Raw genomic sequence first — 22,278 nt, 5'->3', positions numbered from 1 at the left:
TGCAATTTTAATACTGTTTTTATGAATGTGCCATTATTCGATCCAATCCAAAATCCTGTACCACATCCCCGCGAACGGCAGGAACCACGGGTTCCCGTTGTACAATCCCAGCGGCGCACCTGGAAAATTGAACTTCGCGAACGGATGCTCTTTGATGGTTCCCTTCATCATGGCTTCTGCAACCGTTGCACCCAGGTAGGTAGCCATTGCCACACCGTGACCCGCATAGCCGAGCGAGTAGAAAATCCCATCCTCTTCGCCGACATGCGTCATCTGGTCGAATGCAAAATCGAGCGTGCCGCCCCACACATAGTCCACCTTTACATCTTTCAACTGCGGGTACACCTGGATCATCTCGCGCCGCAAAATCCCGCCGCTTTGCGTGGTCGTGTTTTCATTTTCAGGAAAGAACGCCGCGCGCCCGCCGAAGATCATGCGGTTGTCCCAAAGGCGGAAGTAATTCAGAAAATGTTTGTAGTCAAAGATCATGCGGTTTTTCGGGCTGAGTTCATGCGCAAGTTCATTTGATAACTTTTCCGTCGCAATGATGAACGAGCCGATGGGGATGATCTTCCTTTGTAGTTTCCTTGTGACATCTCCCGTATACCCAGATGTTGCCACCAAAATGGACCCGGCTTCCAGATTGCCCCTCTCTGTTTGGATGACGAACCGCTTCCCGCTTCGCTTGAGGTGGGTGACACGCGCTCGCGCGCAGAGCGTTGCCCCTGCCCGAGCCGCCGCATCGGCGAGACCCGCCACATATTGGGCAGGGTTCAACCCCGCGCTGACCTCATCCACCAGAGCGCCATGGTAGATGTCCGTGCCGATCTGGCTGCGTAAATCCTTCGGTGCGACGAGATGTACATTGTGGTTGAACTCCTTCGCCATGAAGTCCACTTCATCCTTGAGCGCGTCGTAGTGTTTCGGTTTATTCGCCGTCAATAAATGGCCTGTCCGCGCAAAGCCGCAGTTGATCTTTTCTTCCTTGACGATTTTCTCGACGATATCCACCGAATCCAGCGAACACTGGAATAATTCCTTTGCCAACTCCCGCCCATAGTTTTTGATGACCGTTTGCATGGCGGGCTTTAGACCTGTCAATGTCATGCCGCCATTGCGGGAACTCGCGCCCCAGCCGATGGTCTCGGCTTCGAGCACAACAACGCTTTCGCCCTGCTTTGCCAGCGTCCGTGCTGCGCTCAGTCCCGTATATCCGCCGCCGATGACCGCCATATCCGATCTGGCCGGGATGGGCGTTAGATTTGGGTCATCGGGCATTTGGACGGTGGTCTGCCAGTAGATGTGATGCTTCATTGCGCCTTCTTCCATGGTCAATCGTCAGTTCTCAAGTACTCTTCCCAATTCAATTTCTCGAACGCCTTGTGCAGGCGGTGGCCATCCTCCACAACAATGTATTCCAGGTTGATGAAGAGTTTCTCCGCAATTTCACGCACAGGTTCGAGCGGAACGATATCATCCTCACTTCCGTGGATGAGCACCGTTGGAACAGACACAGGTTCAATGTCCAGGAAAGAGCCGAAGCGTTCGCGCAGCAGGGCAGGTGCGAGCAGGATCAATTTACGCACTTGAGTCGGATGTTTGCAGGTGAAGACCGTCCCCATTAATCCGCCATAAGATGAGCCGATGATCGTCCAGCCTTCCTCTTTGCCGAGGATCGGATAAAGTTGTTGCATGCGTTCTTCAAATTCACCTGTAAAATCGGGGGTTGCCATGCCCGGGAATTTTTCGGCAAACTGGCGCGCCTTGCCGCTCTGGCTGGTGGACTCAAGTCCGTGCAGGTAGATTATCTTTTTGTTATCCATCTTTGTCCTTTTTGGCTGCGCGTTTGCGCGTGATGGTTTTGCCATTTTTACCGGCAGGCGTTTCCGTTGTTTTTGTTTTGCGAGGTTTTCTGATTTTTGCATCCCTGATTTCAGGAGCAGGTGGTTCTTCAATAAAATCATCCGCCTCCTTCGTGGGCTTGCGTGATGCAATTGGTTGTGAGCGCAAATTCTCCCTCAATTCATGTTGCAGGGATGGCGGGAAGGATGATGAAATCCTTCGCAATGTGATCTCCGTCATCGGGCTTTGCGAATTGGACAGCACATGCTTGAGCATGAAGATGGTTTCGTTGGGGGATGCACGGTATAACGCCACGATCAACTCGGCAAGGTCGTTCTGCAGTGAGGATGGCGCTTCTTCGATGATGGGTTCGACGATGTCGAAAATGGGGGGCAGGTTGGTGTAGGCTGTATCCGCAATCATGGGGATGAGGGCTTGAATGCCGTTCGACCATGTACGCGAGCGTTCGGGATGCAGGTATTCGCGCACAAGCGCAAGGAATTGTTCGGGCGATTCCTTTCTCATACGGGTCAGACTTGTGGACAGCAAAGCCGCGCGGACATCCGAGTCGCGAATCTGTTGTGTCCATGCGGTGATGCGGGGGAGCAGGCGTTCTTCCTGTGGAGGGATTCGTCCTAATAGGAATGCAGCCAACAGACGGGTCTCAAGCACGCCTTCATCCCAAAGGATGTCCGCCAGTTCCAATGCAAAATGCGGATTCTCTTCCACGATTGCCCGCAGCTCGTTTTCGATCTGGGTCAGCACTGCAGGCGGAGTGCGGTATGTTTTCAGATTTGAGCCGGGGGCGACATTTTCAACTTTCCGCAGGGTGTAATTGACGTAAAAATCCAGCATCTCGCGTAAATGCTTCATGAACTCGTCCGGCAGGAAGAAAAAGTCTGCCAGACGGTTGGCTTGTTTGCGGAGGCGGGCAAGGTCAATGGCGGGCATTAGATTTATTGCAGGGGCGCAGCGTCGCTGCGCCCCTGCGGAGAAGAATCAATACGCTTTCGCGAAATACACTTTCCGCTTGGAAAGCTTGCCACATACAATGCAAGTCCCTTCCTTTTCGGGCTGGTCGAAGGGGATGTTGCGCGTGGTGGCTTTTGCTTCTTCCTTGGCTTTGGTCTCGCATTCCGTCGATTCGCACCAATACGAGAATGCCCAGCCGTCCTGCGTGACCTTTTTCAACTCTTCGAAATCCTTCGGGTCGTGGATGTTTGCATCGCGGTACTCGGTGGCGCGTTTGAGGAGGGATGCCTGAATCTCGGTCAGCAAGCCTCTCACAGCGGAGTCCAGAGCCGCCTGCGGGACGAAGATTTTGCCCTCTTTGCCAGGTTTATCGCGACGGGCGAGCGCGATGGTTCCCTTTTCCACATCCTTGGGACCGATCTCCACGCGCACAGGTACTCCGCGCATCTCCCAATCGTTGAACTTGAATCCGCTGCTGACGTTATCGCGGTCATCCATTTTGATGCGGATGCCTGCGGTTTTGAGTTCCTCGAAGACACGCTCGGCAAGTTCCATCACCTTCGCTTTTTCCTCTTCCTTTTTGAAGATGGGTACGATGACCGCCTGAATGGGCGCGAGGCGCGGGGGCATGACCAGACCCTGGTCGTCGCCATGCACCATGATCATCGCGCCGATGATGCGCGACGAGATCGCCCACGAAGTGGTCTCGCAGAATTGCAAAGTATTGTTGCTGTCGAGATATTGGATCTCGAACGCTTTTGCAAAATTAGTGCCAAAATAATGGGATGTGCCCGATTGCAGCGCGCGTTTATCCCACATCATGGCTTCGATGGAAGTCGTGATCTGCGCACCTGCGAAACGCTCGGTCTCGCTCTTCGTGCCTTTGATGACCGGGATCGCCGCCTCTTCGTGACAGAACTTCTCGTAGATGTCGAGAATGCGATACATTTCCTCTTTGGCTTCGTCCGCGCCGGCATGTGCGGTGTGACCTTCGTGCCAGTAGAACTCCGCCGTGCGCAGGAATAGTTTGGTGCGCAATTCCCAGCGCAGTACCGAGCCCCATTGCACAATGAGGATCGGAAGGTCGCGCCATGATTTTACCCACTTGGCATACATGTGTCCGATGATCGTCTCGGACGTGGGACGTACCGCCAGCTTTTCCTCCAGTTCTTCGCCGCCGCCGTGTGTGACGACCGCCAGCTCGGGCGCAAAGCCCTCCACATGTTCTTTTTCCTTTTCAAAGAATGACAGGGGGATCAACGTCGGGAATGCCGCGTTTACGTGGCCTGTTTCCTTGAACGCGCGGTCCAACCAGGAGGTGATGTTCTCCCACAGCGCCCAGCCATAGGGTTTGACCACCATGCACCCGCGTACGGGAGCATAGTCTGCCAGATCCGCTTTGATAACGAGTTGGTTGTACCATTCTGCAAAATCGTCCGCTCTAGTGGGTAATTTCTCTTCAGCCATATTTCCTCTTTTTGGGTTCGCATGTTTGCAGGTTGAAACGTTTGAACGTTCGAACCGGTTAACTTTCCAACTTTTTTACTGCAGTTTTCACATCATCCGCAAAGTATAACAACTCTCGTTGATGGATGGGCATATAATTTTCAAACTCGATGAAGAACCGATCGAACGTGGACTGCCAGCCACGCCCGACCAGTATCAACGGCCTTCGGGGCAGGGCTTCCACGATCATTAGATTCCACATCAGGGTAATTTCTGTCAACGTACCGGGGCCGCCTGGTAGCGCCATCGCCGCGTCACAGCCATCGATCAGCGTGGATAAACGCTCCATTAATGATTTCTTCTTTCTTTCCTCTTTCACCCACTGATTTGCTGTTGTGTTTCTCCATGCTTCAATATCTTCACACGTCACGCCGATCACGTGCCCGCCTGATTCATATGCCCCGCGCGAGACGGCCTCCATCGTGCCCATGTAGCCGCCGGTTAAAACCGCATGTCCACGTTGGGCAAGCATCGCCCCAAGTTCACGTGCTTCTTCGTACGCGGGAGTTCCTTGCTTTGGCTGCGAGCCGCCAAAAACAGCTATATTCATCGTTCTACATCCCATATTCTCGTCTTGTTTACTTCGATCTTCTTCAAAACTGCTTCCTCCAGATCAATACCTGAGGTCGAAGCCAATTGCAGCAGATACAACATCACGTCCGCAAGTTCGCCGCCGAGTTCGTTGCGGTCTTTTATCTCATCGGTAAATTGGAAGTGTTCCAAAATTTCCGCTGCCTCAATGGAGAGCGATACCGCCAGGTTGCGCGGTGTCTGCGGGCGCTTGCTCTCCGTTTCGTACCAGCCCTTCGACTTCACCAGCGTATGCATTCGTTCGGTTAATTCTTTGATCGTCAGGTTTTTATCACTCATCATCAATGGTCCAATGTCCACTAAATAAAAACGGCTCGCCAAGTCTGGGAGCCGTTTGGGCGCACGAAAGCGAACCTAGCCAGACCTGGAGGAATTACACATTCTAGGGGACGGGTTTGGGTTCATTAACATGCGCAACATTATAAGGGTAAAATTGATTTTATGCAAAAGGATGACCTGCTCCGCCTCCTGCGTGACCCGAATCTGATTCCGCCCGAAAAGCAGGACCTTCTCTTGGACATCGCCTCCCAAGCCGCAGCGTTGGATTTTCCCTGCTGCGTTGTCGGCGGCTTTGTCCGTGACTTGTTACTTCTCCGTCCCGTCAAAGATCTGGACATCATAGTCGAAGGTGATGCGATTCGGCTCGGCAAAGCACTCATTAAAAAATACGGCGGCAAACTCACCCCGCACGACAAATTCCACACCGCCATCTGGCATTTACCTGAAACCTGGAACCTGACACCTGGCACTTTGGACCTTATCACCGCCCGCAAGGAGGCCTATGAAAAACCTGGCGCGCTTCCGACCGTAACCCCCGCCACCATCGAAGATGACCTGCGCCGCCGGGACTTTACCATCAACGCGATGGCGATCCGCCTGGACGGCAATCACCTTGGCGATCTGCTCGACCCTCTCAACGGGCAGTCCGACCTCGAGAAGGGGATTGTCCGCGCTCTCCACCCGCGCTCCTTCACGGACGACCCGACGCGTATGTTCCGCGCTGTTCGCTACGAGGGGAGGTATTCCTTCAATCTCGACACTTCAACCTCGAGCCTGGTCAACCCCGACTCGCTTTTGATCCTCTCCCAACTCAGCGGCGAGCGTATCCGTCACGAACTGGATCTGTTCCTGGAAGAGGAAAATACCGCTCAAATTATTTATCGTACAGCCAATCTGGGCATCTTGAAAGCAGTACATCCTGCCCTGCCGCCCTTCAATCCTATTTATTCCGACTTTCTCGATATGGATCCAGGGTTGGATCTTCCCGTGAGCCGTATCGCCATGGGGTACATGCTTTGGCTCCTGGACGAATCGGAAACTGATATCCTGTCCATCGCCAGGCGCTTGGATTTCACCTCCGATCTGACGCATTCGGTTTGGGCTGCCGCACAATTGAAATGGAGCCTGCCGTTTCTCTCGAACTCCAAACCAAGCGTGTGGACCTTCGCGCTCGAGAAACTACCCCTGCTCTCGATCTATGCGGTCTATCTCATATCCCGCGAAAATGCGCTTTTGGATTATCTTTCCATATGGCGGTATGTTAAACCACATACCAGCGGTGACGATTTGAACGCGCGCGGGCTTCAGCCCGGACCGCGGTTTGGGGAGATACTCTCGCAACTCCGTGCTGCATGGCTGGATGGGGATGTGCAGAACACAGAGCAGGAAAATAAACTATTGGATACCATGCTGTGAGTGGTTTTGTCATCGCCTGGAATTCTCCCGTTCCCCTGCACCCAGCTCAGGACCTGGAAAAGGGCGTGGAAATCGATCTGCTTTTTATCTTGTGCCATGTCTGCATCTTATTTATAATGGTTTCCATGAAGCAAACACAGGCGGATAAATCACGGTTTCCCTATCGCTTACGGGAGCCGTTTCTCGCAACAACGGAACTGGCTCTTTTTCGCGTGTTGACTGAAATCATGGGGACTCGGTATGTGATCTGTCCGAAGGTGGCTCTGAACGATATGTTTTACATCCTGAGGCCAAACGAAAACGTGCATTATTTCAATAAGATATTTCGCAAACACGTGGATTTTTTATTGTGTGACCCAAAATCGTTTGCCCCCTCCTTCGGTGTGGAAATGACCCGACTCAATCAAAAAGGCGGAACCCGTGAAGCGGACAGGTTCATGGATGAGTTGTTCATGGACGCGGGCATCCCCCTTGTTCACGTCCCATCCAGGGAGAAATATGACGTGGCGGACATCATCGCCTTGTTCCAACTGGCTTTGACCAAGATCGGTGGGACAGCGTCCCTGCGTGTTGACCATCCGACAGACACCGTGCCGAATTGTCCGGTCTGCGGGAAGATGATGGTATTGCGCATCCATCGCAATGGATCAAATTCAGGAAAGAAATATTACGGCTGTATGGACAGCCCGCGCTGTGCGGGTGTGGTTGGGATCGATTAATCCGCTGAAAGCGGCAATGAAGTTTCCTGCGAGATATGATTTTTTGCCTGCAGGAATTTGAATATTCCAAGTGCAATTCCCACGCACAAATAACCAAAGACCAGGCTGAGTACTCCCAGCATTAAAGTTTGCCCGAGCAGTTCCTGCATGAATTCGCCGACGCTATCCGCTGGCAGGGATATCAGCACCGTCTCGATGAGTATGAGGGCAAGGAACAAAAGGGGTGAGACCAGTGCGGCATTGCGGAGTGAGGTTATCGTTCTATTTTTGCTCCAAATCCACAATCCAATTGCCAAAATCGTGTACGGGACGAACCAGAGAATAATCCCGATTACGTAGAACATGACGGGTGCCAGCACGATGTTCCATGATTCCGTTGTCTCGATCAAGGATGGAGGGAGTGCCGCCAGGAGGCCGACTCCCCAAAGAATGTAGGGGGTAAACAGAGCAAGCCGAAAATAGGTCTGTGGTTTCATGAGTAATGCCTTTTCAATTCAGAAGCATAGTGTATGCCAACGGTATCCCGGTTTTCTTTCAGCCAGGCCTTGAAGGCGGTCTTGGTTCGGGCGGACCCTTTGGAAACAAGCAGATTTGCCATCAAGCCGTCCACTTCATCGGGGGTCAGAAGCACATCCTTCAGGAAGAGACTCAAAAACTGCGCAGCGCGCAACGCCAGCCGCGGCGGGACGGAGATCAACAGCCGCTTCGCACCTATGGTTTCACCGATCAATTGCACCAGTTCCTTGAAGGTGTATGCATCGGGACCAACGGCGTCGATCACATAATTTTCCTTGCTGTGCACAGCCTCCACCGCAAGGTCCGCCAGGTCGTCGACATGCACAGGCTGAATTCCGTACGAGCCATCGCCGGGGATGAAGAAGAACGGGAAGCGCCTCAATAAAAACGCGATGTTGTTAATAAGCACGTCCTCTCCGCCACCGACCAGCACCGTGGGGCGCAGGATCGCGTACGACAATCCTGATTCGATCACGGCTTTCTCGTTCGCCGCCTTGCCCCAATAATACGGCAAATGTGACTCCGCGAACGGGTTTGCGATGCTGATATGCACAATCCGTTTCACGCCCGCCTTCACAGCGGCGTTCACCAATTTCTGCGTATTTTCCACTGCACGCGGCTGGGTGTTTTTGCCTTTGTCAAAGCGCACCCAATACGTGTTGACCAGCACCTCCACCCCGCGCAGCGACTCGCTCATGCCCGCTTCGTCGAAATCCAATGGATAAACCTTCACTTGTCCATCGAACGGGTCGGGGCGGTTCGGATGCCCCGTCAGCGTGATGACTTCCTCGCCGCGCGCAAGCAGACGCCGCGCGATGTACTTGCCTGAATAACTGAATGCGCCGGTAACTGCGATCTTCATTGCGTTTCCTTTTTGCGCGGGGCGACCAATGCAAAGAAGGACACGATAATACCAGTACCAACCAACGCAACCAAAAAACCCATCAGGTTTCCGCTGATGCGGCGGATGATCTCAAAGAACAATCCCTCCGCATGGACTGCTTCGGGCTGGTAGGTAAGTGCGATCAAAAGCGGCAAACCTACCAGGACGATGCTCGAGAATACAGTCCAAAATTGCGCGCGCTCCTCCGTGCCGCATAAATCAACCAGGATGCGGTTGAGATATGGGCGCAGGTAACGAAAGACCAGCAGGCAGATTACGAGCGTGAGTGTCACTTCGAGCAGGAAGAAAAGAATGGTATTCATGTTTTACCTCATTTCAAAACAGATAGGATGGATTTGACATTCGTAAAGCCGAGGGTTTCCAGTTTGATGACCGCCTTCGCGAGACTGTCTATCGCGTCAAAGAAATCCTGTAACGCTTGCACCCGTCTGCGGACGAATTCGATCTCCGCCTCATCCCCTGACACGGAGCCTGATTCCAGTTTCTCGAGCGTTTCCCTCACCGACAAAACTGCCCGCTCGAACTCACTGTTCTGTCGTTCCCGTAATATCGAGCGGATGGACGCGTAAAAATCGCTCTCTGCTTCATAATAATCCTTGCGGTCGCCGAGTTTGGACGAACGGTGGACAAGCCCCATGCGAGCCAGCGTTCGCACTTCGGTACTGATGCCCCCCTTGGTCAAACCTGTTTGTTCGACGATCTCATCCAGCGAGAGCGGGGCGGGGGAGAGATACAGCACGGCGAAGATCGCGCCCATGCCCTTGGGGAAGCCCCAAAAACGGCTGATCTGACTTAAGCCCTCGGTGAAGTCCTGTTTGAGTCGAGGAAGTTTGACAGTCATAATGTTCCTTTACTACATTTAGTAGTTACTAAACACAGTATATGATAAGTGATTCCGTTTGTCAAGGATAAAAAAAGCCCCCCGGGGCGGCTGCTCTCCTTTATGGCTGGTTGTAAAACAGTCGGAACAATTCAGCGCCTGTTGTCCCCTGCGCTTCGTTTTGATACCTCTGGATCGGTACACGAAAGGCGATATGCTCGCCTTTATTTTTCTCGAACCTGAACTCCACAAAGCCGTAATTCGGACCCTGCATCTGCTCGCGGGGGATTTGGAGGATGATCTCCATCACGCCTGCGATCCATTTTCCCATTTCTGGTTCATTTGTCAAATCGTCCACGGGCAGGCGGACGTGGAAGTCGGTTTGCATTGCCCCAAATGTGGATTGGCCGTCCGCGTAAACACAATCTTCTCCAAACAGGGTCGCATTCGCAGTGGCAGCAGGATTAATGGCTTTGACTGCCGCGTCCAGCCGTGTTGTCAATTCGATATCGTCGCGGTATGCCCACACGAAATAACAACCATCATACGTTTCGGCACCTTCGGTCACTGATTCGGTTTTCGAGACACTTAAGTCGGGGATGGCTCCATCGTTAACGGGTGCGGCGATATTTTGCAATGCGAACATCCCTGCCGTGGCTGACAGAACGATGCCGATGATCCAGTTGCGTCTGTGTTTCATAGGATAACTTTACTACAAAACTTCTTCAGTGGCGAAGGCTTCTTTTATAGAAGCACCGGCGTGTGAAATGCCGCTTGGGAGCGTGCGCAGGCTCGCTGCCAGGTGGGATGCGCCTTACTTCATTAAATCAGCTGCGGCGGAAGCCATCAATGCCACGCCGTTGACAAGCGCGCCTTCGTCAAAGTCAAATTTCGGATGATGGTGATTGTAGTTCAAATTCTTCCCGGCGTTGGAGGAGCCGATCATGAAATAGCATCCGTTAGCTTTCTCCTGCATGTAGCCCATGTCCTCCGCACCCATGGTGAGGTAGGTATTGGTCTGGATGTCCTCTTCGGGGAAGATGCCTTTGGCGGTTTCGTACACGCTTGCCGAGACCCTGCCTTCATTGATGACAGGCGCGGTGACCTGTTTGATGGTGATCTTGACTTCGCAGTTCATGGCGAGCGCAATGTTGCGGGTGATCTGCTCGAAACGCTCCAGTACGGTTTTACGAACCTCGGGATCGAAGGTACGGATCGTGCCGTTTAACTCGGCAGTCTGGGGAATGATATTGAATGCTGTACCTGCATGAATGGACGTGACGCTGATGACGGCGGGTTTGAGTGCATCGATGTTGCGCGAGACGATGGTCTGCAAGGCGGTAACGATCTGTGCAGCGCACACGACCGGGTCAATGGTGGTTTCGGGAGCGGCGCCATGCCCGCCTTTGCCTGTCAGCTTGACGATGAACAGTTCCGCCCCCGCGAAGACGGGGCCCTCTGCAACGTGAATCCAGCCGATGGGTTTGTCGTTCCATAAATGCAGCGAGAGCGTCTTTTCGACTTTTGGGTTTTCCAGCACGCCGTCGCGCATCATCATCAACGCGCCGCCGACCTCTTCGCCGTTTGTGCCTTCCTCGGATGGCTGGAAGCAGAACTTGATATTGCCGGCCAGATTGTCTTTATATTCAGTCAAGATCTTTGCGACAGTTAATCCGATGGCGGTGTGGCCGTCATGTCCGCAGGCGTGCATGACGCCAGGGTTGGCGGATGCGTACTCCGCGCCGGTGTCTTCGGTGATGGGCAGGGCGTCCATGTCGAACCGCAGGAGGATGGTGGGGCCTGGCTTTGCACCTTCAAGATAGCCGACCACGCCTGTCTTGCCGACCCCTTTGGTGACTTCAAGCCCGAGCGATTCGAGTTCCCTGGCAACGATGCCGCCGGTACGGATTTCATTGAAACCAAGTTCGGGATGCTTGTGGAAATCACGGCGGAGAGCCTGGGTGTAGGGGAAGAGATCCTGGGCTTGCTTGAGGAAGTTGGGCATGCGGGCTCCTATGTGTCACTCCGAGCCTGGCGGAGTAGCTATGTTATTGTGTAAGAGATCCCTCGCCAGGCTCGGAGTGACATTAATATTTAACAACGCGAAATTGTTCTTCGTAGCGCGGGTTTTCATCCGTGCTGTCTTCGGTGCGGCGGGATTTTATACGCTCAATGAGTTTATTCACATCCTGCATTTGAGATTTGTGTTCGAGAATTGCCTGGATTTTTATGTCCAATGTCTCGGTGACGTCAACCGTTGTGTTTGGCTGGTTTGTCAGGGCGCACCATACCTCCTTTGGCATGTGCGGCTGGAAGCCGCCCGCAAGCAATTCAGGGAAGTAGGCCGGGTTGCCGGCGGCGGGAAAGACGGCATCGAGAACAACCTGTCCGCAAGCGCGGTGGTCGGGATGGTTGATGCCATACATGGCAAATAAATTCTGCGGGTCGCAAGTGACGAGAATATCAGGCTTGTGTTTACGTATCTCGCGGACAACATCTCGGCGGAGGTCCAGGCTTGGGGCCAGGTAGCCATCCGGCAGGTCCATGAAGTTAACTGCCTGTGCGCCGATGACCTTCGCTGCGTTTTGTTGTTCCTCATGACGGATCCCGCACAGGTTTTCAGGTGTCATTTCCGGGCGGGTGATGAGATTGAAGCCTTTATCTCCGCAGGTGAGCAGGAGGTAGGTCATTGCATGACCCGCACGCGCCCAATGAGCGAGGCTGCCGCCGCAGAAGAATTCGGGATCATCGGGATGTGCGAGGATGACAAGGATGTTTTGGGGAGAAGACCAGTTGTCGGCTTTTTCCATGAGGCGTTATTTGAGAGTCGGGGCCGGTTACCGAATTAAGATTCCCGACTGCCGTTCTTCGCTTTTCCGCAGGTGCAACCGCCGCCCTCATGGCGGTCACAGGGAGCCTGAGCTTTGCGGCGTAATGCCTCGAGTTCATCCCGGGGCTCGATCTCTTCGCGCGTAAAGGTCATCTGCTGCGGTCGGTCTGTGCCGCTTTCGATTAGCACCACAACCTTTTCGCTCATGGGGATGATGTCCACCACCTTGCCTTCGCCCTTGGGCGTGACCACGCGTTTGTTTCGTTTGGGCAGGGTTTTGCGCGCGGCAACGTATTGTTCATATTCGTAAATGAGGCAACAGCGCAGGCGTCCACACATGCCGGTGATTTCATTCGGTGTAAGTGATATCCCCTGTTCCTTTGCCATTTTGATCGAAATGGGGGAGAAATCGGTCAGGAATTTGGAGCAACAGCGGGTTTCGATCCCGCATGCGCCCATGCCGCCGAGTATCTTCGCCACATCACGCGGACCGATCTGCCGCATTTCGACATGCGTGGTCGAATACAACTCATGCATGTCCTTCTTGAGTGATTTCAAATCCACTTTTTCTTCGCTTTCCGTGCTGAAGAGAAAGGCGAGACGCGAGCCGTCGTAGTTGTATTCCGCGGAGATGATTTTGACCTCTTTCAAGCCGAGTTCAGATGCGCGGGCGCGGCAGTTGATCATGGCTTCGGTCTGTTTGGACTGCCAGGATTGCTGAAGCAGCAGGTCGCGCGGGGTGGCGCGCCTCTCCACAGACTTCCAGCCGCCCTCGGGCCTTTCCGGTGTTTCCCGCACGAGCTGGACTACTTCTCCGAGGTGCCTGCCGCGTGAGGTATCCACGATGACGTGCTCGCCAACCCCCACATCCGGGACGGCGTTTGAATTGAAGTGATAGACCTTGCCTATTTTGGTAAAGCGTACACCGATAATGTTAGTTTGCATGGATATAATTATACTGTATCGCAGGCAACTGGAAGCGTTCAGTGTACTTGGGGAGTTGAGGGTGGGGAAAATTGCATGCCGATGGCAGGGCGGAAATGGAAAGAATCAGTAGTTCACGAAAAGGCTTGAACGTGGTTAACTTGGCTCCGACCAAGGAAACCCATAACCATGTCCAAGCCCACAATCAAGATTACCCGAACAATTCATTCCGAGCAAGTGCTGAATGCTTTCATGACGGTGGTTCGCAAGAACCTGCCGCTGGAATTGCGAAACACCCGGATCACTGCCGAAGATATCCTGTATGTGTTGGCATACGCCAATGTGCATCGTTTGAGCATTGAATCGGCTTGTCTGGAGTTGCAGAATGCGCCTTCGGGTAATCGTCTGCGAGAAGTATTAGCCCAGTCGCTGCCAGACCGAGCCGGTTTGCAGAACCGATTGAACCGCATCTTTCATCGGCAACTCCATCCCAGTGTATGGAAGTGCAAACGCGATTTCAATGTGGCGATTGACCTGACCCTGATCCCATATCATGGTCAGCCGTATGAAGACAGAAAGGAGATCGTACGCAGTGCACCCAAGTCTGGGACAACCCATTTTCATGGTTACGCCACGGTTTCGATTGTGCGGGACCATCGGCGCTACGTTGTGGCGTTGCGCTTCATCGAACATGGCGAGGATATGGCCGACATCGTCCGCTGGCTGCTGAAACGCCTGAAAACACTCAAATTTCGCATTCGACGGGTGTTTTTGGACAAAGGTTTCTGCTCCAAGCCGGTTTTCAAGGTTCTGGACCAACACAAGGTCAGTTTCGTAACGCCCATTCCCGTGCGTGGCAAGTCGGGCGGTGTGCGGACTTTGTTTCAAGGTAAATCACGTGTCACCACCTACACCTTTAACAGCCCAAAATATGGCATATATACAGTGCAGGCGGTGGTCGTCCAGCGCTATTCCAAAGGACGCTATGGACGACACAAGAGCAAGTGGTTTGCGTACGCCGTCTCCGGATTGCCCTCTGGCATTTTGCCTGCCCAGGTGTTTGAACTTTATCGTCAACGCTTCGGCATTGAGTCGAGCTACCGACAAATGAACCAGGTGCGCGCTCGAACTTCCACCCGTAATCCTGTCATCCGCTTGCTGCTGGTTGGTTTGGCTTTTGTCTTGTTCAATCTGTACATTGCCTTGCGCCAGAATCTGGCCTCCGCGCTTAAAACACCGTTAGAATCTTTCAATCGCTTCTGGCTTTCTTTGCGCCGTGTCGCTTTCCTGCTCAGTCGTGCCATTGAACGCTTCTGGGGTGCGACTGAGGTCATTCAACATCAATCATGTTTTGTGCTTTCGTGATCTACTGAGAATAAATGATACTTTGATAACAATACCCATTAACGTATTCATATCGGCCTCCGTAGATCTAAAAAGGGTCTTCGAGACCAAGCGATAACACCGATGGTGCTTGTTAATTAATAATGGAATATGCCCCCTTTGTACCAGGTTATTAAACAACAAACCTGATCGCATAAACGGATCAGGTTTGTTGAATGGGTTGAGTTGCTTATTAGACCTCTTGCAAAAGTCAAATTGAGTTGAGTTCAAGGTTGTAAATAGCAGCAATCAGGTTGAAGCGCAAAGCAAATCTCTTTCTACGATTGCGATACCTCTCGCTCAAAATGCGAAACACTTTCAACTTACGGAATATATGCTCAATCACAATCCGTTTCCGTGCCAAGCTTCGATTGCTCTGTTTCTCTCGTTTCGTCAGAGCATGGTATTTGGATTTCTTGAAGGGTGTTTGACTGTTCTGATGAAACTCCATCAATCCTTGATAGCCCGCATCTGCCAGAATACGCAGATGTTCAGAGAACTCACAGGCATCGTCTTTGAACAGTTGGAAGTCGTGTTTGCTTCCATGACTAAAGGCGGTGGTTATGATTTGGGTACTTTTTCGATCAGCCATCACCTGCGCTTTTTGGGTGTGACGCTTCTTTTTGCCACTGTAATGCCGTTTTTGGCTTTTTTTGGACGTTCCACTGGCTGTTCGCTGACATCAACCAGCACTACCTCGAACACCGTGTCACTGGCTTGGAGTGCCTTTTTGCCAGGCAAACGAAACTTTTTTGAACGGACTAAGGCCTCCTCTACCTTGCGAATGGTGCGGCAAACGGTTGCTTCACTGACACCATAGGATTGCGCAATATGAAATTCTGTGCGATATTCTCGCCAGTACATCAAGGTCATCAACAACTGATCGGCTCGGCTCAGTTTTGGCGGTCTCCCGAAGTCTCGCAGCCCTTTCTCAATGACTGTGAGCATCTGCTCGAAGGTTTCGCGCTGGACGCCAGTTAGCCGTTTGAAGTCACTACCTTTGAGATGTGCGATTGTCTTATAGTTCATGTGCCTATTATGGCACACTTATGCAAGAGGTCTATTCCACAATATTGATCGGCAGGGTGTTGTTCGCACCAAGCGCTGCAACGGATACTTGCTGGGCGATCTTCTGTGAAATCTCCGTAAAGGCTTGCGCCACGGGTGAGTCGGGGAAACTGACGACGATCGGCTTGCCACTGTCCCCGCCGATGCGGACATTCTGGTCAATTGGTAATTTGCCCAGGAAGGTCGTCTCCGTTGCCTGCGCCAACTGCTCACCGCCGCCTGAACCGAAGATGTCCATGCGCGTCCCATCGGGCAATTCAAGGTGAGACATATTCTCGATGATCCCCAGGATGGGCACTTCCAGCTGTTTGAACATGTTGAGTCCGCGTGCTGCGTCTTCGAGTGAGACCAGCTGTGGAAGCGTAACGATGACCGCTCCGCTGAGCGGCAGTGCCTGGGCTAGGGAAAGAGCCGCATCGCCCGTCCCTGGGGGCAGATCTACAATGAGGTAATCTAATTCACCCCATTCAACATCGCCCAAAAACTGGCGGATGGCGGAATTAAGCATGGGTCCGCGCCAGATCAACGGCTGACCAGGCTTGACCAGCAAACCCATGGAGACCATTTTCAAGCCGTACGCCTGCGCAGGGATAAGCTTTTGCCCGTCGGGAGGCGGGAGTTTTTCCACGCCAAGCATGGTGGGTGTGTTGGGACCGTATATGTCCGCGTCCAGCAATCCGACCCGTGCGCCCGTCAGTGCCAGCGCCACCGCCACATTGACAGAGACCGTGGACTTGCCGACGCCGCCTTTCCCTGAACCGATTGCAATCGCGTTGCGGATGGGCATATTGACCAGTCCGCGCATGCGCCCATCGTTCGGAACATCCGAGTCCATTTTGATTTCGACCGTTTTTATGCCCTCGACGGTCTTTAGGGCATTGCGGCAGTCTGCTTCGATCTTTCCTTTTAGCGGACAGGCAGGGGTGGTGAGCATTACGCTAAAGGAGACTTGATCTCCCTGGATTTCGAGGTTTCGGATCATGTTGAGCGTAACCAGGTCCTGACCGAGATCGGGTTCCTGCACGGTTCCCAGTGCGGATAGTACCGCTTCTTTTGTAATACGAGTTGTCATTTGCTGTACCAATTAAAACCTTTTCACACGAAGCGGAAGGCCATTAAACCCTTGCAGGCTGCAGGCTCTTCGTGTCTCCTTAGTCATGCCGCAGACTTTGCTTCGGCTTTGGCGGCCTTTGCCGCTTCCTTTTCCTTGCGGGCTTCCTCTTCGCGGGCGTAATTCTGCGGGCGGATGCCGGCATAGTACGACGCGGACTTGAGTAGTTTCTCAAGGTTGTATACGTTGCGGTCAAACGAGGCGATGTCGAATTCATGATCCATCTTGATCGCATCGAACGGACAGTACTCTGCGCAGAAACCGCAGTTCATGCAGATATCCATGTCAATATAGAAATCGGTCGGGACCGGAACGGGTCTGCCGGTGGATGGATCGTTTGTCCGCACGATCCAGATACATTGCGGCGGACAAACCTTTGCGCAGATCCCGCACGAAGTGCAGCGCACTTCTTTTTTTCCGTCCACACCTTCATCGTACACCAAAAACGGAATGTAGCGGAACTCTTCGGGTGCCAGGAGCTGTTCTTCCGGGTATTGCACCGTGAAGATGCCGCGGGTTTTTGCGCTGGACCGATGTGCCACGCCCTCGGCTGTGTTGTAGCGTTTCTTTCCGCGCAGCATCCACGAAATATCCTCGAGATATGTATTCCAGAACCGCTTCCAGGTGACACTTAATCCTTTAAGAATGCCTTTTCCATACATAATTTACTCTCCTGTATTAGCGGTCCAGTTCGCCCATCACGATGTCGAGCATGGCAAGCAGGGCAACGAAGTCTGCGATCTTTGTGCCGACACACATCGTTTCAATGGCGGTCAGGTTGACGAACGAGGGCGGGCGCACGTGGTAACGGTATGGATTTGGCTTGCCGTTCGACACAACGTAGAACGCCAGTTCGCCTTTGGGCGACTCGATGCGGCCATACGCCTCGCCTGCCGGAACCCGAACCTGGTATTGTGGTTTCTGCGAGTTGATCGGTCCCCCGGGCAATTGCTTGAGGGCCTGTTCCAATATCTGCAGGGACTGCCGTATCTCATCGAAGCGGATGAGGTAATTATCCATCATGTCGCCGCTGTATCGGACCGCCACATCGAAATCGAAACGGTCATAGACGGAGTACGGGTCTGCACGGCGCAGGTCATAAGGTACGCCGGCGGCACGCAGGACAGGTCCGGTGACCGAGTAGCGGATGGCATCTTCCGCATTCAAAACCCGTACGCCCTTCAGGCGTGCAACCAGGATCTCGTTCTCGCTCAGCAGGCGTTCCATTTCATCGGTCTTGGCGGGGAGGCGGTCGTAGACCAAATCCTTTATCTTTAGCAAAACGTCATCAGGGACATCGCGCACCACGCCCCCAAAGCGGAAGTAGTTGCACATCATGCGCGCCCCGGAGACGGCTTCGAAGATATCGAGGATCAATTCCCGTTCTTCAAAGGCATACAGCGAGGGCGTGTACATGGAGCCAAGATCGTTGATCAACATGCCGATGAAGATCAAGTGGTTTTGTATGCGGCTCAACTCCGCCATGATCACGCGGATGTACTCCGCGCGTTCCGCGACGGGGATCTTCATCAATTTTTCAACCGTGGTCACATACCCAAAGTTGTTCATCATCGAGTTGAAGTAATCGAGGCGGTCGGTATAGGGGATGATCTGGAGATAGGTGTTGCGTTCGCCAATCTTGTCGTGGTTGCGGTGCAGGTAGCCCACTACGGGTTTGAGCCCGGTGATGGTCTCGCCTTCCAATGTCACCGCCACGCGCAGCACGCCGTGCATGGATGGATGGTGTGGACCCATGTTGACCACGAGGTGGTCGGTCTTCAGCCTGTCGTCATCGCCTTTGGATCTGAATCGTTCAAGCGAGGCGTACAGGTCGTCCTCATTTTCAGGTGCGTAATTTTCGGGGTCGAAACCTTCCGGGAACCTGAGGTTATCGCGGAACGGATTCTTGTCCTCGGAGAAGACATGATTGCCCTCAGGCCAGCGGCTCTTGAAAGGCTTTGTCTCCTCTTCGAAGAAAGGCTCCTTCCAATCCTTGCGGAGCGGGTGGCCGTCGTAACCTTCCCACATCAAAATGCGGCGCAGGTCCGGGTGGCCTGTGAAGCGGATGCCCATCAAGTCCCAGGCTTCACGCTCCTGGAAATCCACACCCGCCCAAATATTGATGAGCGAGGGGACTTCGACCGGGTCAACACGGTCGACCTGGACTTTGAAGACCAGGCCCGGCCCGCCGCTGGTTTTGTAGGCATGATAGACCACTTCCATTTTGTTTTCGGCAATATAGTCCACGCCGGTGACAGACGTGAGCAGGTCGTAGCCGAATTCGTCGCGAACGGCGGTTGCCACTTCCATGAGGTTGTCTTTATTGACGATGAAGCCTGTAAAACCAGGGCGTTCATCAGCAGTGACGAAGTTCGGGAAACGGCCAGCCAGGTCAACGGTCAGGGTTGAGGCGGGAGCGCTCATGACGCACCTTCCTGTTTGGCTGCGGCGGCTTGTTTGTATTCCGCGTTGCGGCGCACGTCGATCAGGTCGGGTCCCAAAATTGGCATGGGCACATAGTTTGCGTCCACCCTGCCCTTTTGATACCAGCGGACCTTCTTGATGGATTGCCTGTCGATCTTTTCCTGCAGCTTGATAAGACCTGCGATCAACGCCTGTGGGGTGGGAGGGCAGCCGGGGATGTATACATCAACGGGCAGGAATTTATCAATGCCTGCGACGACATTGTAGCCTTCCTTGAAGGGTCCGCCGCTCGTGGCGCATGCACCCATTGCCACCACGTATTTTGGTTCGGGCATCTGGTTATATAAACGGATGATGGATGGGAGCATTTTTTTTGTGACGGTGCCGGAGACCAGCATCATGTCCGCCTGGCGCGGGGTGGGGCGCATGACCTCCATCCCGAAGCGCGCCATGTCGTAGCGTGAGGCTTGCGCGGCGATCATCTCAATGGCGCAGCATGCCAGGCCAAACATCAGGGGCCAGACCGACGAGCGGCGTCCCCAGTTATACAGCCTGTCAAGCGTGGTGATGGCTACAGCATTTTCAATATCCTCTGGAATGTTGTAGTTCGGTAAACTCAGCTTTTCATTTTCCATGAATGTTCTCCTCGAACCAGTCTTGATAGATTGCATACAGGATGTCGTCGTTTGCGAGTGCGGGATCATCCTCAAATTCCGAAAGTTCAAGCGTCCATATGTAGATTTGTTGCAGGCTCACTTCTTCGAGTTTTACATCCTTGTGCTGCCTGCGCAATTCCAATGCAATGGCGTAGGTGGATTCCCAAATAAGAGTCATCGGGTATTGGTGGTGTTTTCCTTCACAATTGGCGGATTATAGCATGGGAAAGTAAAACTCGATTTAATTATGAAAAAATATATTTGCAAAAATAAAGAAGTGAGTATAATCATGGCGAATGGATGACAAGCCTGCTTCGTCCTTGACTGACAGCCGGGCGTGTTTAATGAGCATTTTCCACCTCGACCAAAAAACCAAGAGCAACATGTATACCTCCCGCCAAAAAGTATTGAACCATCTCAAAAAAAAACGCTCTGCTTCGGCGCGTGAGATTGCGCGCGCATTGAGGATGTCTGCTCCGAATGTGCGGCATCACCTGTCCATCCTGTGTTCGGATGGACGGGTCGAGATGACGGCGCTACACAACCGCGAAGGACGCGGCAGGCCTGAAAAGCTATATTCGGTGTCGCAAACTGCGTTGCAGGACAATCTGTCCGTTTTGACGGACGCCCTTTTGAAGGAAAAGTTCGATGCGGTAAAAATCGGGAAGCGAATTGCACAGTCTCATGCGCAGGCTGACCCTGCGGCAAACCAACCGATGACAAGGAGGTTGGCTGGGCTTGTATTGAAACTGAACGAAATGCATTATCAGGCGCATTGGGAGGCGGGGGCGGATGGGCCGCGGGTGTTCCTTGGGCGCTGCCCGTACTCAAAGGTGATTGAGGGACATCCTGAACTGTGTAAAATGGATGCAGCCATGCTGGAGGAGGCTCTTGAGCGTTCGGTAGCCCGGCTGGTGAAAAGCGAAGTTGTGCTGCACGGACTTTGCCCGTTCGTTTTTGTAGTGAAATAGGAATTAATTACCGATGTATGAGTTTACCGATGTATGAGTTTACGGAATCGGATTTGAAATCAAATAAGAACGGGTTTGTCAGCGGCGGGCAGAGGGAATGGCTTGATAATTTTGGGAGCGGAATTCGCAGCACACAGCGGGGAAGTGTCAGAGCGGCGGCATCTTCCCGTTCCTTGGTCTTTGCATTATTTTGGCAACAGCTCTTTCAAATGCGGATGCGCGAGCCGCCTTCTTTTCCAGCCGGGTGAATTTGGCGGTTCTTATTTGCATTGTCCCCTTATTGTTTTGATCTTTGCCGCGAGTATTTATTTTGCCGACCGGCACGCGGACCGGTTGTCCAACCCCGGGGATTTGAAAGCGGAAGGGGTGGTTGAATTGGACACAAGCCATTCCAGCGTTGGTGCGGCGTATTATGTCATTGTAGGGAAAACGAGTTTCACCTTTGGAGAGGATATCAGCAGGATATTTCGGGATGAGGCGTCGTACCGTATCTATCATTGCGAGACGTCCATGTTGACAATGATACTGTCATACGAGAAGATTACCTAAAAGCAGAACTCCGAGGCTTGTTCTCCCGGAGTTCTGCTTCTGTCTATTGCATGCAAACTGCATTGATTAGCGGTGTTTCAGCGGGCGGCGTTGATGGAATCGTGATTGCCTCCTGCGGGGTCAGTACCATGGTGGAAAGGAGCGTCTGAAAATCGGGTGTATCGAGGATGCCCTGGGGTATGGGGTTGATCAGGATCAATTTGTCAGGAGCAAGCCGGTGGATGAAGACGCGAATAGGCGGGTCATTCTGGTTGACCAAATTTTGCAGGGTCAGTACGGCGGCAGGATGCGCGCCAGTTTGCCGTGTTTCAGAAGATATAAGAGCTTGCATATTCGTATCCACCAGTTCCATATAGGCATCCGTATCGGAAAGTTGCGGATTCGCATCTTCGATTACCACGATCTCGATCTTGAGTGCGCCGTTGGGCCAATCCCAAAAGCCTTTTTGGGAATTTGCCATGAAGTACGCTTCGTCATAATTGCTAATGGTCATCACACCGCCCACTCCCTGCGGGGGGATGGGGCTTACGATCCACCAGCAGGGGATTGCCAGTCCGAAGCCGTAGCGGGCATCGCGGACTTCCCTCCATGCAGCGGAGGGTGTTTCAGCGGCAGGGCCTGCTTGAGGAAGAGGAACTGGTGTATCAGTCGGGGAAGGAAGCGTCGTTGCGCCGTCCGGCAGGAGTACGGGGGCAGTATCCCTGTGAGTCGCACACGCTGTCACCGATACTGCCATAGTTAAAAGGAAAGGAATCAGGTTTTTTGTCATTGGGTCTCCATGATAGGAGCAATGACGC

General features: G+C 53.1%; 24 protein-coding genes and 1 pseudogene. 4 read left to right on the top strand and 21 right to left on the bottom strand.

The window, feature by feature from the left end; all coding sequences use genetic code 11:
• Positions 1–33: 33 nt before the first annotated feature.
• Genes QY332_12390 through QY332_12365 form a run of 6 tightly spaced genes read right to left on the bottom strand, consistent with a single transcriptional unit; the run spans position 34 to position 5,193 of the window.
• Positions 34–1,329: an FAD-binding oxidoreductase gene (locus QY332_12390; GenBank protein ID WKZ34411.1), complete on the bottom strand. Its 1,296-nt coding sequence runs from the start codon at positions 1,327–1,329 to the stop codon at positions 34–36.
• A 2-nt stretch (positions 1,330–1,331) separates the two neighbouring features.
• On the bottom strand, positions 1,332–1,823 hold the full coding sequence (locus QY332_12385; protein ID WKZ34410.1) for an alpha/beta fold hydrolase: 492 nt from the start codon (positions 1,821–1,823) through the stop codon (positions 1,332–1,334).
• Positions 1,816–2,793, bottom strand: coding sequence for a DNA alkylation repair protein (locus tag QY332_12380; GenBank protein ID WKZ34409.1), 978 nt, complete (start codon positions 2,791–2,793; stop codon positions 1,816–1,818). The genes QY332_12385 and QY332_12380 overlap by 8 nt, the downstream gene beginning before the upstream one ends.
• 48 nt (positions 2,794–2,841) lie before the next feature.
• Positions 2,842–4,281, bottom strand: a complete 1,440-nt coding sequence (gene proS, locus QY332_12375) for a proline--tRNA ligase (GenBank protein WKZ34408.1) — start codon at positions 4,279–4,281, stop codon at positions 2,842–2,844.
• A 58-nt stretch (positions 4,282–4,339) separates the two neighbouring features.
• Positions 4,340–4,870, bottom strand: coding sequence for an LOG family protein (locus tag QY332_12370; protein ID WKZ34407.1), 531 nt, complete (start codon positions 4,868–4,870; stop codon positions 4,340–4,342).
• Positions 4,867–5,193: a nucleotide pyrophosphohydrolase gene (locus QY332_12365; protein ID WKZ34406.1), complete on the bottom strand. Its 327-nt coding sequence runs from the start codon at positions 5,191–5,193 to the stop codon at positions 4,867–4,869. The genes QY332_12370 and QY332_12365 overlap by 4 nt, the downstream gene beginning before the upstream one ends.
• A gap of 159 nt (positions 5,194–5,352) precedes the next feature.
• On the opposite strand from QY332_12365, the gene QY332_12360 reads away from it, so the two are divergent.
• Entirely contained in the window at positions 5,353–6,606 is a 1,254-nt protein-coding gene (locus QY332_12360) for a hypothetical protein (protein ID WKZ34405.1), read from the top strand.
• Between the two features lie 65 nt (positions 6,607–6,671).
• A complete protein-coding gene (locus QY332_12355; GenBank protein ID WKZ34404.1) occupies positions 6,672–7,325 on the top strand; it encodes a DUF2726 domain-containing protein in 654 nt (217 codons plus the stop codon).
• On the opposite strand, the gene QY332_12350 is transcribed toward QY332_12355, so the two are convergent.
• The 8 genes from QY332_12350 to ricT form a co-directional block, all read right to left on the bottom strand.
• A complete protein-coding gene (locus QY332_12350; protein WKZ34403.1) occupies positions 7,322–7,801 on the bottom strand; it encodes a hypothetical protein in 480 nt (159 codons plus the stop codon). The two genes, QY332_12355 and QY332_12350, sit on opposite strands and share 4 nt — an antisense overlap.
• Positions 7,798–8,703: an NAD(P)H-binding protein gene (locus QY332_12345; GenBank protein ID WKZ34402.1), complete on the bottom strand. Its 906-nt coding sequence runs from the start codon at positions 8,701–8,703 to the stop codon at positions 7,798–7,800. Before QY332_12345 ends, QY332_12350 begins: the two co-directional genes overlap by 4 nt.
• Positions 8,700–9,047 carry a hypothetical protein gene (locus QY332_12340; protein WKZ34401.1) on the bottom strand — a complete coding sequence of 116 codons (348 nt, stop codon included), beginning with the start codon at positions 9,045–9,047 and terminating at the stop codon, positions 8,700–8,702. The genes QY332_12345 and QY332_12340 overlap by 4 nt, the downstream gene beginning before the upstream one ends.
• An 8-nt stretch (positions 9,048–9,055) precedes the next feature.
• Positions 9,056–9,586, bottom strand: coding sequence for a hypothetical protein (locus QY332_12335; GenBank protein WKZ34400.1), 531 nt, complete (start codon positions 9,584–9,586; stop codon positions 9,056–9,058).
• 100 nt (positions 9,587–9,686) lie between these two features.
• Positions 9,687–10,265, bottom strand: a complete 579-nt coding sequence (locus QY332_12330) for a hypothetical protein (protein ID WKZ34399.1) — start codon at positions 10,263–10,265, stop codon at positions 9,687–9,689.
• A 114-nt stretch (positions 10,266–10,379) separates the two neighbouring features.
• Positions 10,380–11,570, bottom strand: a complete 1,191-nt coding sequence (locus QY332_12325) for an amidohydrolase (protein ID WKZ34398.1) — start codon at positions 11,568–11,570, stop codon at positions 10,380–10,382.
• A gap of 82 nt (positions 11,571–11,652) precedes the next feature.
• The gene (locus QY332_12320) at positions 11,653–12,375 is read right to left on the bottom strand and encodes a PIG-L deacetylase family protein (protein ID WKZ34397.1); all 723 of its coding nucleotides are present in this window, start codon (positions 12,373–12,375) and stop codon (positions 11,653–11,655) included.
• Positions 12,376–12,410: 35 nt separating this feature from the next.
• Positions 12,411–13,340, bottom strand: coding sequence for a regulatory iron-sulfur-containing complex subunit RicT (ricT, locus tag QY332_12315; GenBank protein ID WKZ34396.1), 930 nt, complete (start codon positions 13,338–13,340; stop codon positions 12,411–12,413).
• A gap of 168 nt (positions 13,341–13,508) precedes the next feature.
• Between ricT and QY332_12310 the strand changes: the two genes are divergently transcribed.
• Complete coding sequence (locus QY332_12310; GenBank protein ID WKZ34395.1) at positions 13,509–14,684, top strand: transposase; 1,176 nt, start codon at positions 13,509–13,511, stop codon at positions 14,682–14,684.
• Positions 14,685–14,913: 229 nt separating this feature from the next.
• Here the strand turns inward: QY332_12310 and QY332_12305 are convergent.
• From QY332_12305 to iscX, 6 genes and pseudogenes are all read right to left on the bottom strand, one after another.
• A protein-coding gene (locus QY332_12305; protein ID WKZ34394.1) for an IS5 family transposase occupies positions 14,914–15,731 on the bottom strand; the annotation gives its coding sequence in 2 pieces (ribosomal slippage) (positions 14,914–15,350 and positions 15,350–15,731; 819 coding nt in all).
• 31 nt (positions 15,732–15,762) lie between these two features.
• Entirely contained in the window at positions 15,763–16,842 is a 1,080-nt protein-coding gene (locus QY332_12300; GenBank protein WKZ34393.1) for an Mrp/NBP35 family ATP-binding protein, read from the bottom strand.
• An 83-nt stretch (positions 16,843–16,925) separates the two neighbouring features.
• The gene (locus tag QY332_12295) at positions 16,926–17,543 is read right to left on the bottom strand and encodes a 4Fe-4S binding protein (protein WKZ34392.1); all 618 of its coding nucleotides are present in this window, start codon (positions 17,541–17,543) and stop codon (positions 16,926–16,928) included.
• 16 nt (positions 17,544–17,559) lie between these two features.
• Complete coding sequence (locus tag QY332_12290; protein WKZ34391.1) at positions 17,560–19,305, bottom strand: NADH-quinone oxidoreductase subunit C; 1,746 nt, start codon at positions 19,303–19,305, stop codon at positions 17,560–17,562.
• Between the two features lie 146 nt (positions 19,306–19,451).
• A pseudogene (locus tag QY332_12285) lies at positions 19,452–19,940 on the bottom strand (NADH-quinone oxidoreductase subunit B family protein).
• Positions 19,930–20,139 carry a Fe-S cluster assembly protein IscX gene (iscX, locus tag QY332_12280; GenBank protein WKZ34390.1) on the bottom strand — a complete coding sequence of 70 codons (210 nt, stop codon included), beginning with the start codon at positions 20,137–20,139 and terminating at the stop codon, positions 19,930–19,932. Before iscX ends, QY332_12285 begins: the two are co-directional and overlap by 11 nt.
• Positions 20,140–20,344: 205 nt before the next feature.
• Between iscX and QY332_12275 the strand changes: the two genes are divergently transcribed.
• Complete coding sequence (locus QY332_12275; GenBank protein ID WKZ34389.1) at positions 20,345–20,932, top strand: ArsR family transcriptional regulator; 588 nt, start codon at positions 20,345–20,347, stop codon at positions 20,930–20,932.
• Between the two features lie 592 nt (positions 20,933–21,524).
• On the opposite strand, the gene QY332_12270 is transcribed toward QY332_12275, so the two are convergent.
• Positions 21,525–22,250, bottom strand: a complete 726-nt coding sequence (locus QY332_12270; protein WKZ34388.1) for a hypothetical protein — start codon at positions 22,248–22,250, stop codon at positions 21,525–21,527.
• Between the last annotated feature and the right edge of the window lie 28 nt (positions 22,251–22,278).

The sequence above is a fragment of the Anaerolineales bacterium genome (assembly GCA_030583885.1).
In the GTDB taxonomy this organism is placed as follows: Bacteria; Chloroflexota; Anaerolineae; order Anaerolineales; family Villigracilaceae; genus Villigracilis.
The sequence above is the reverse complement of the archived record's forward strand: the minus strand, read 5'-3'. Positions and strand labels throughout refer to the sequence as shown.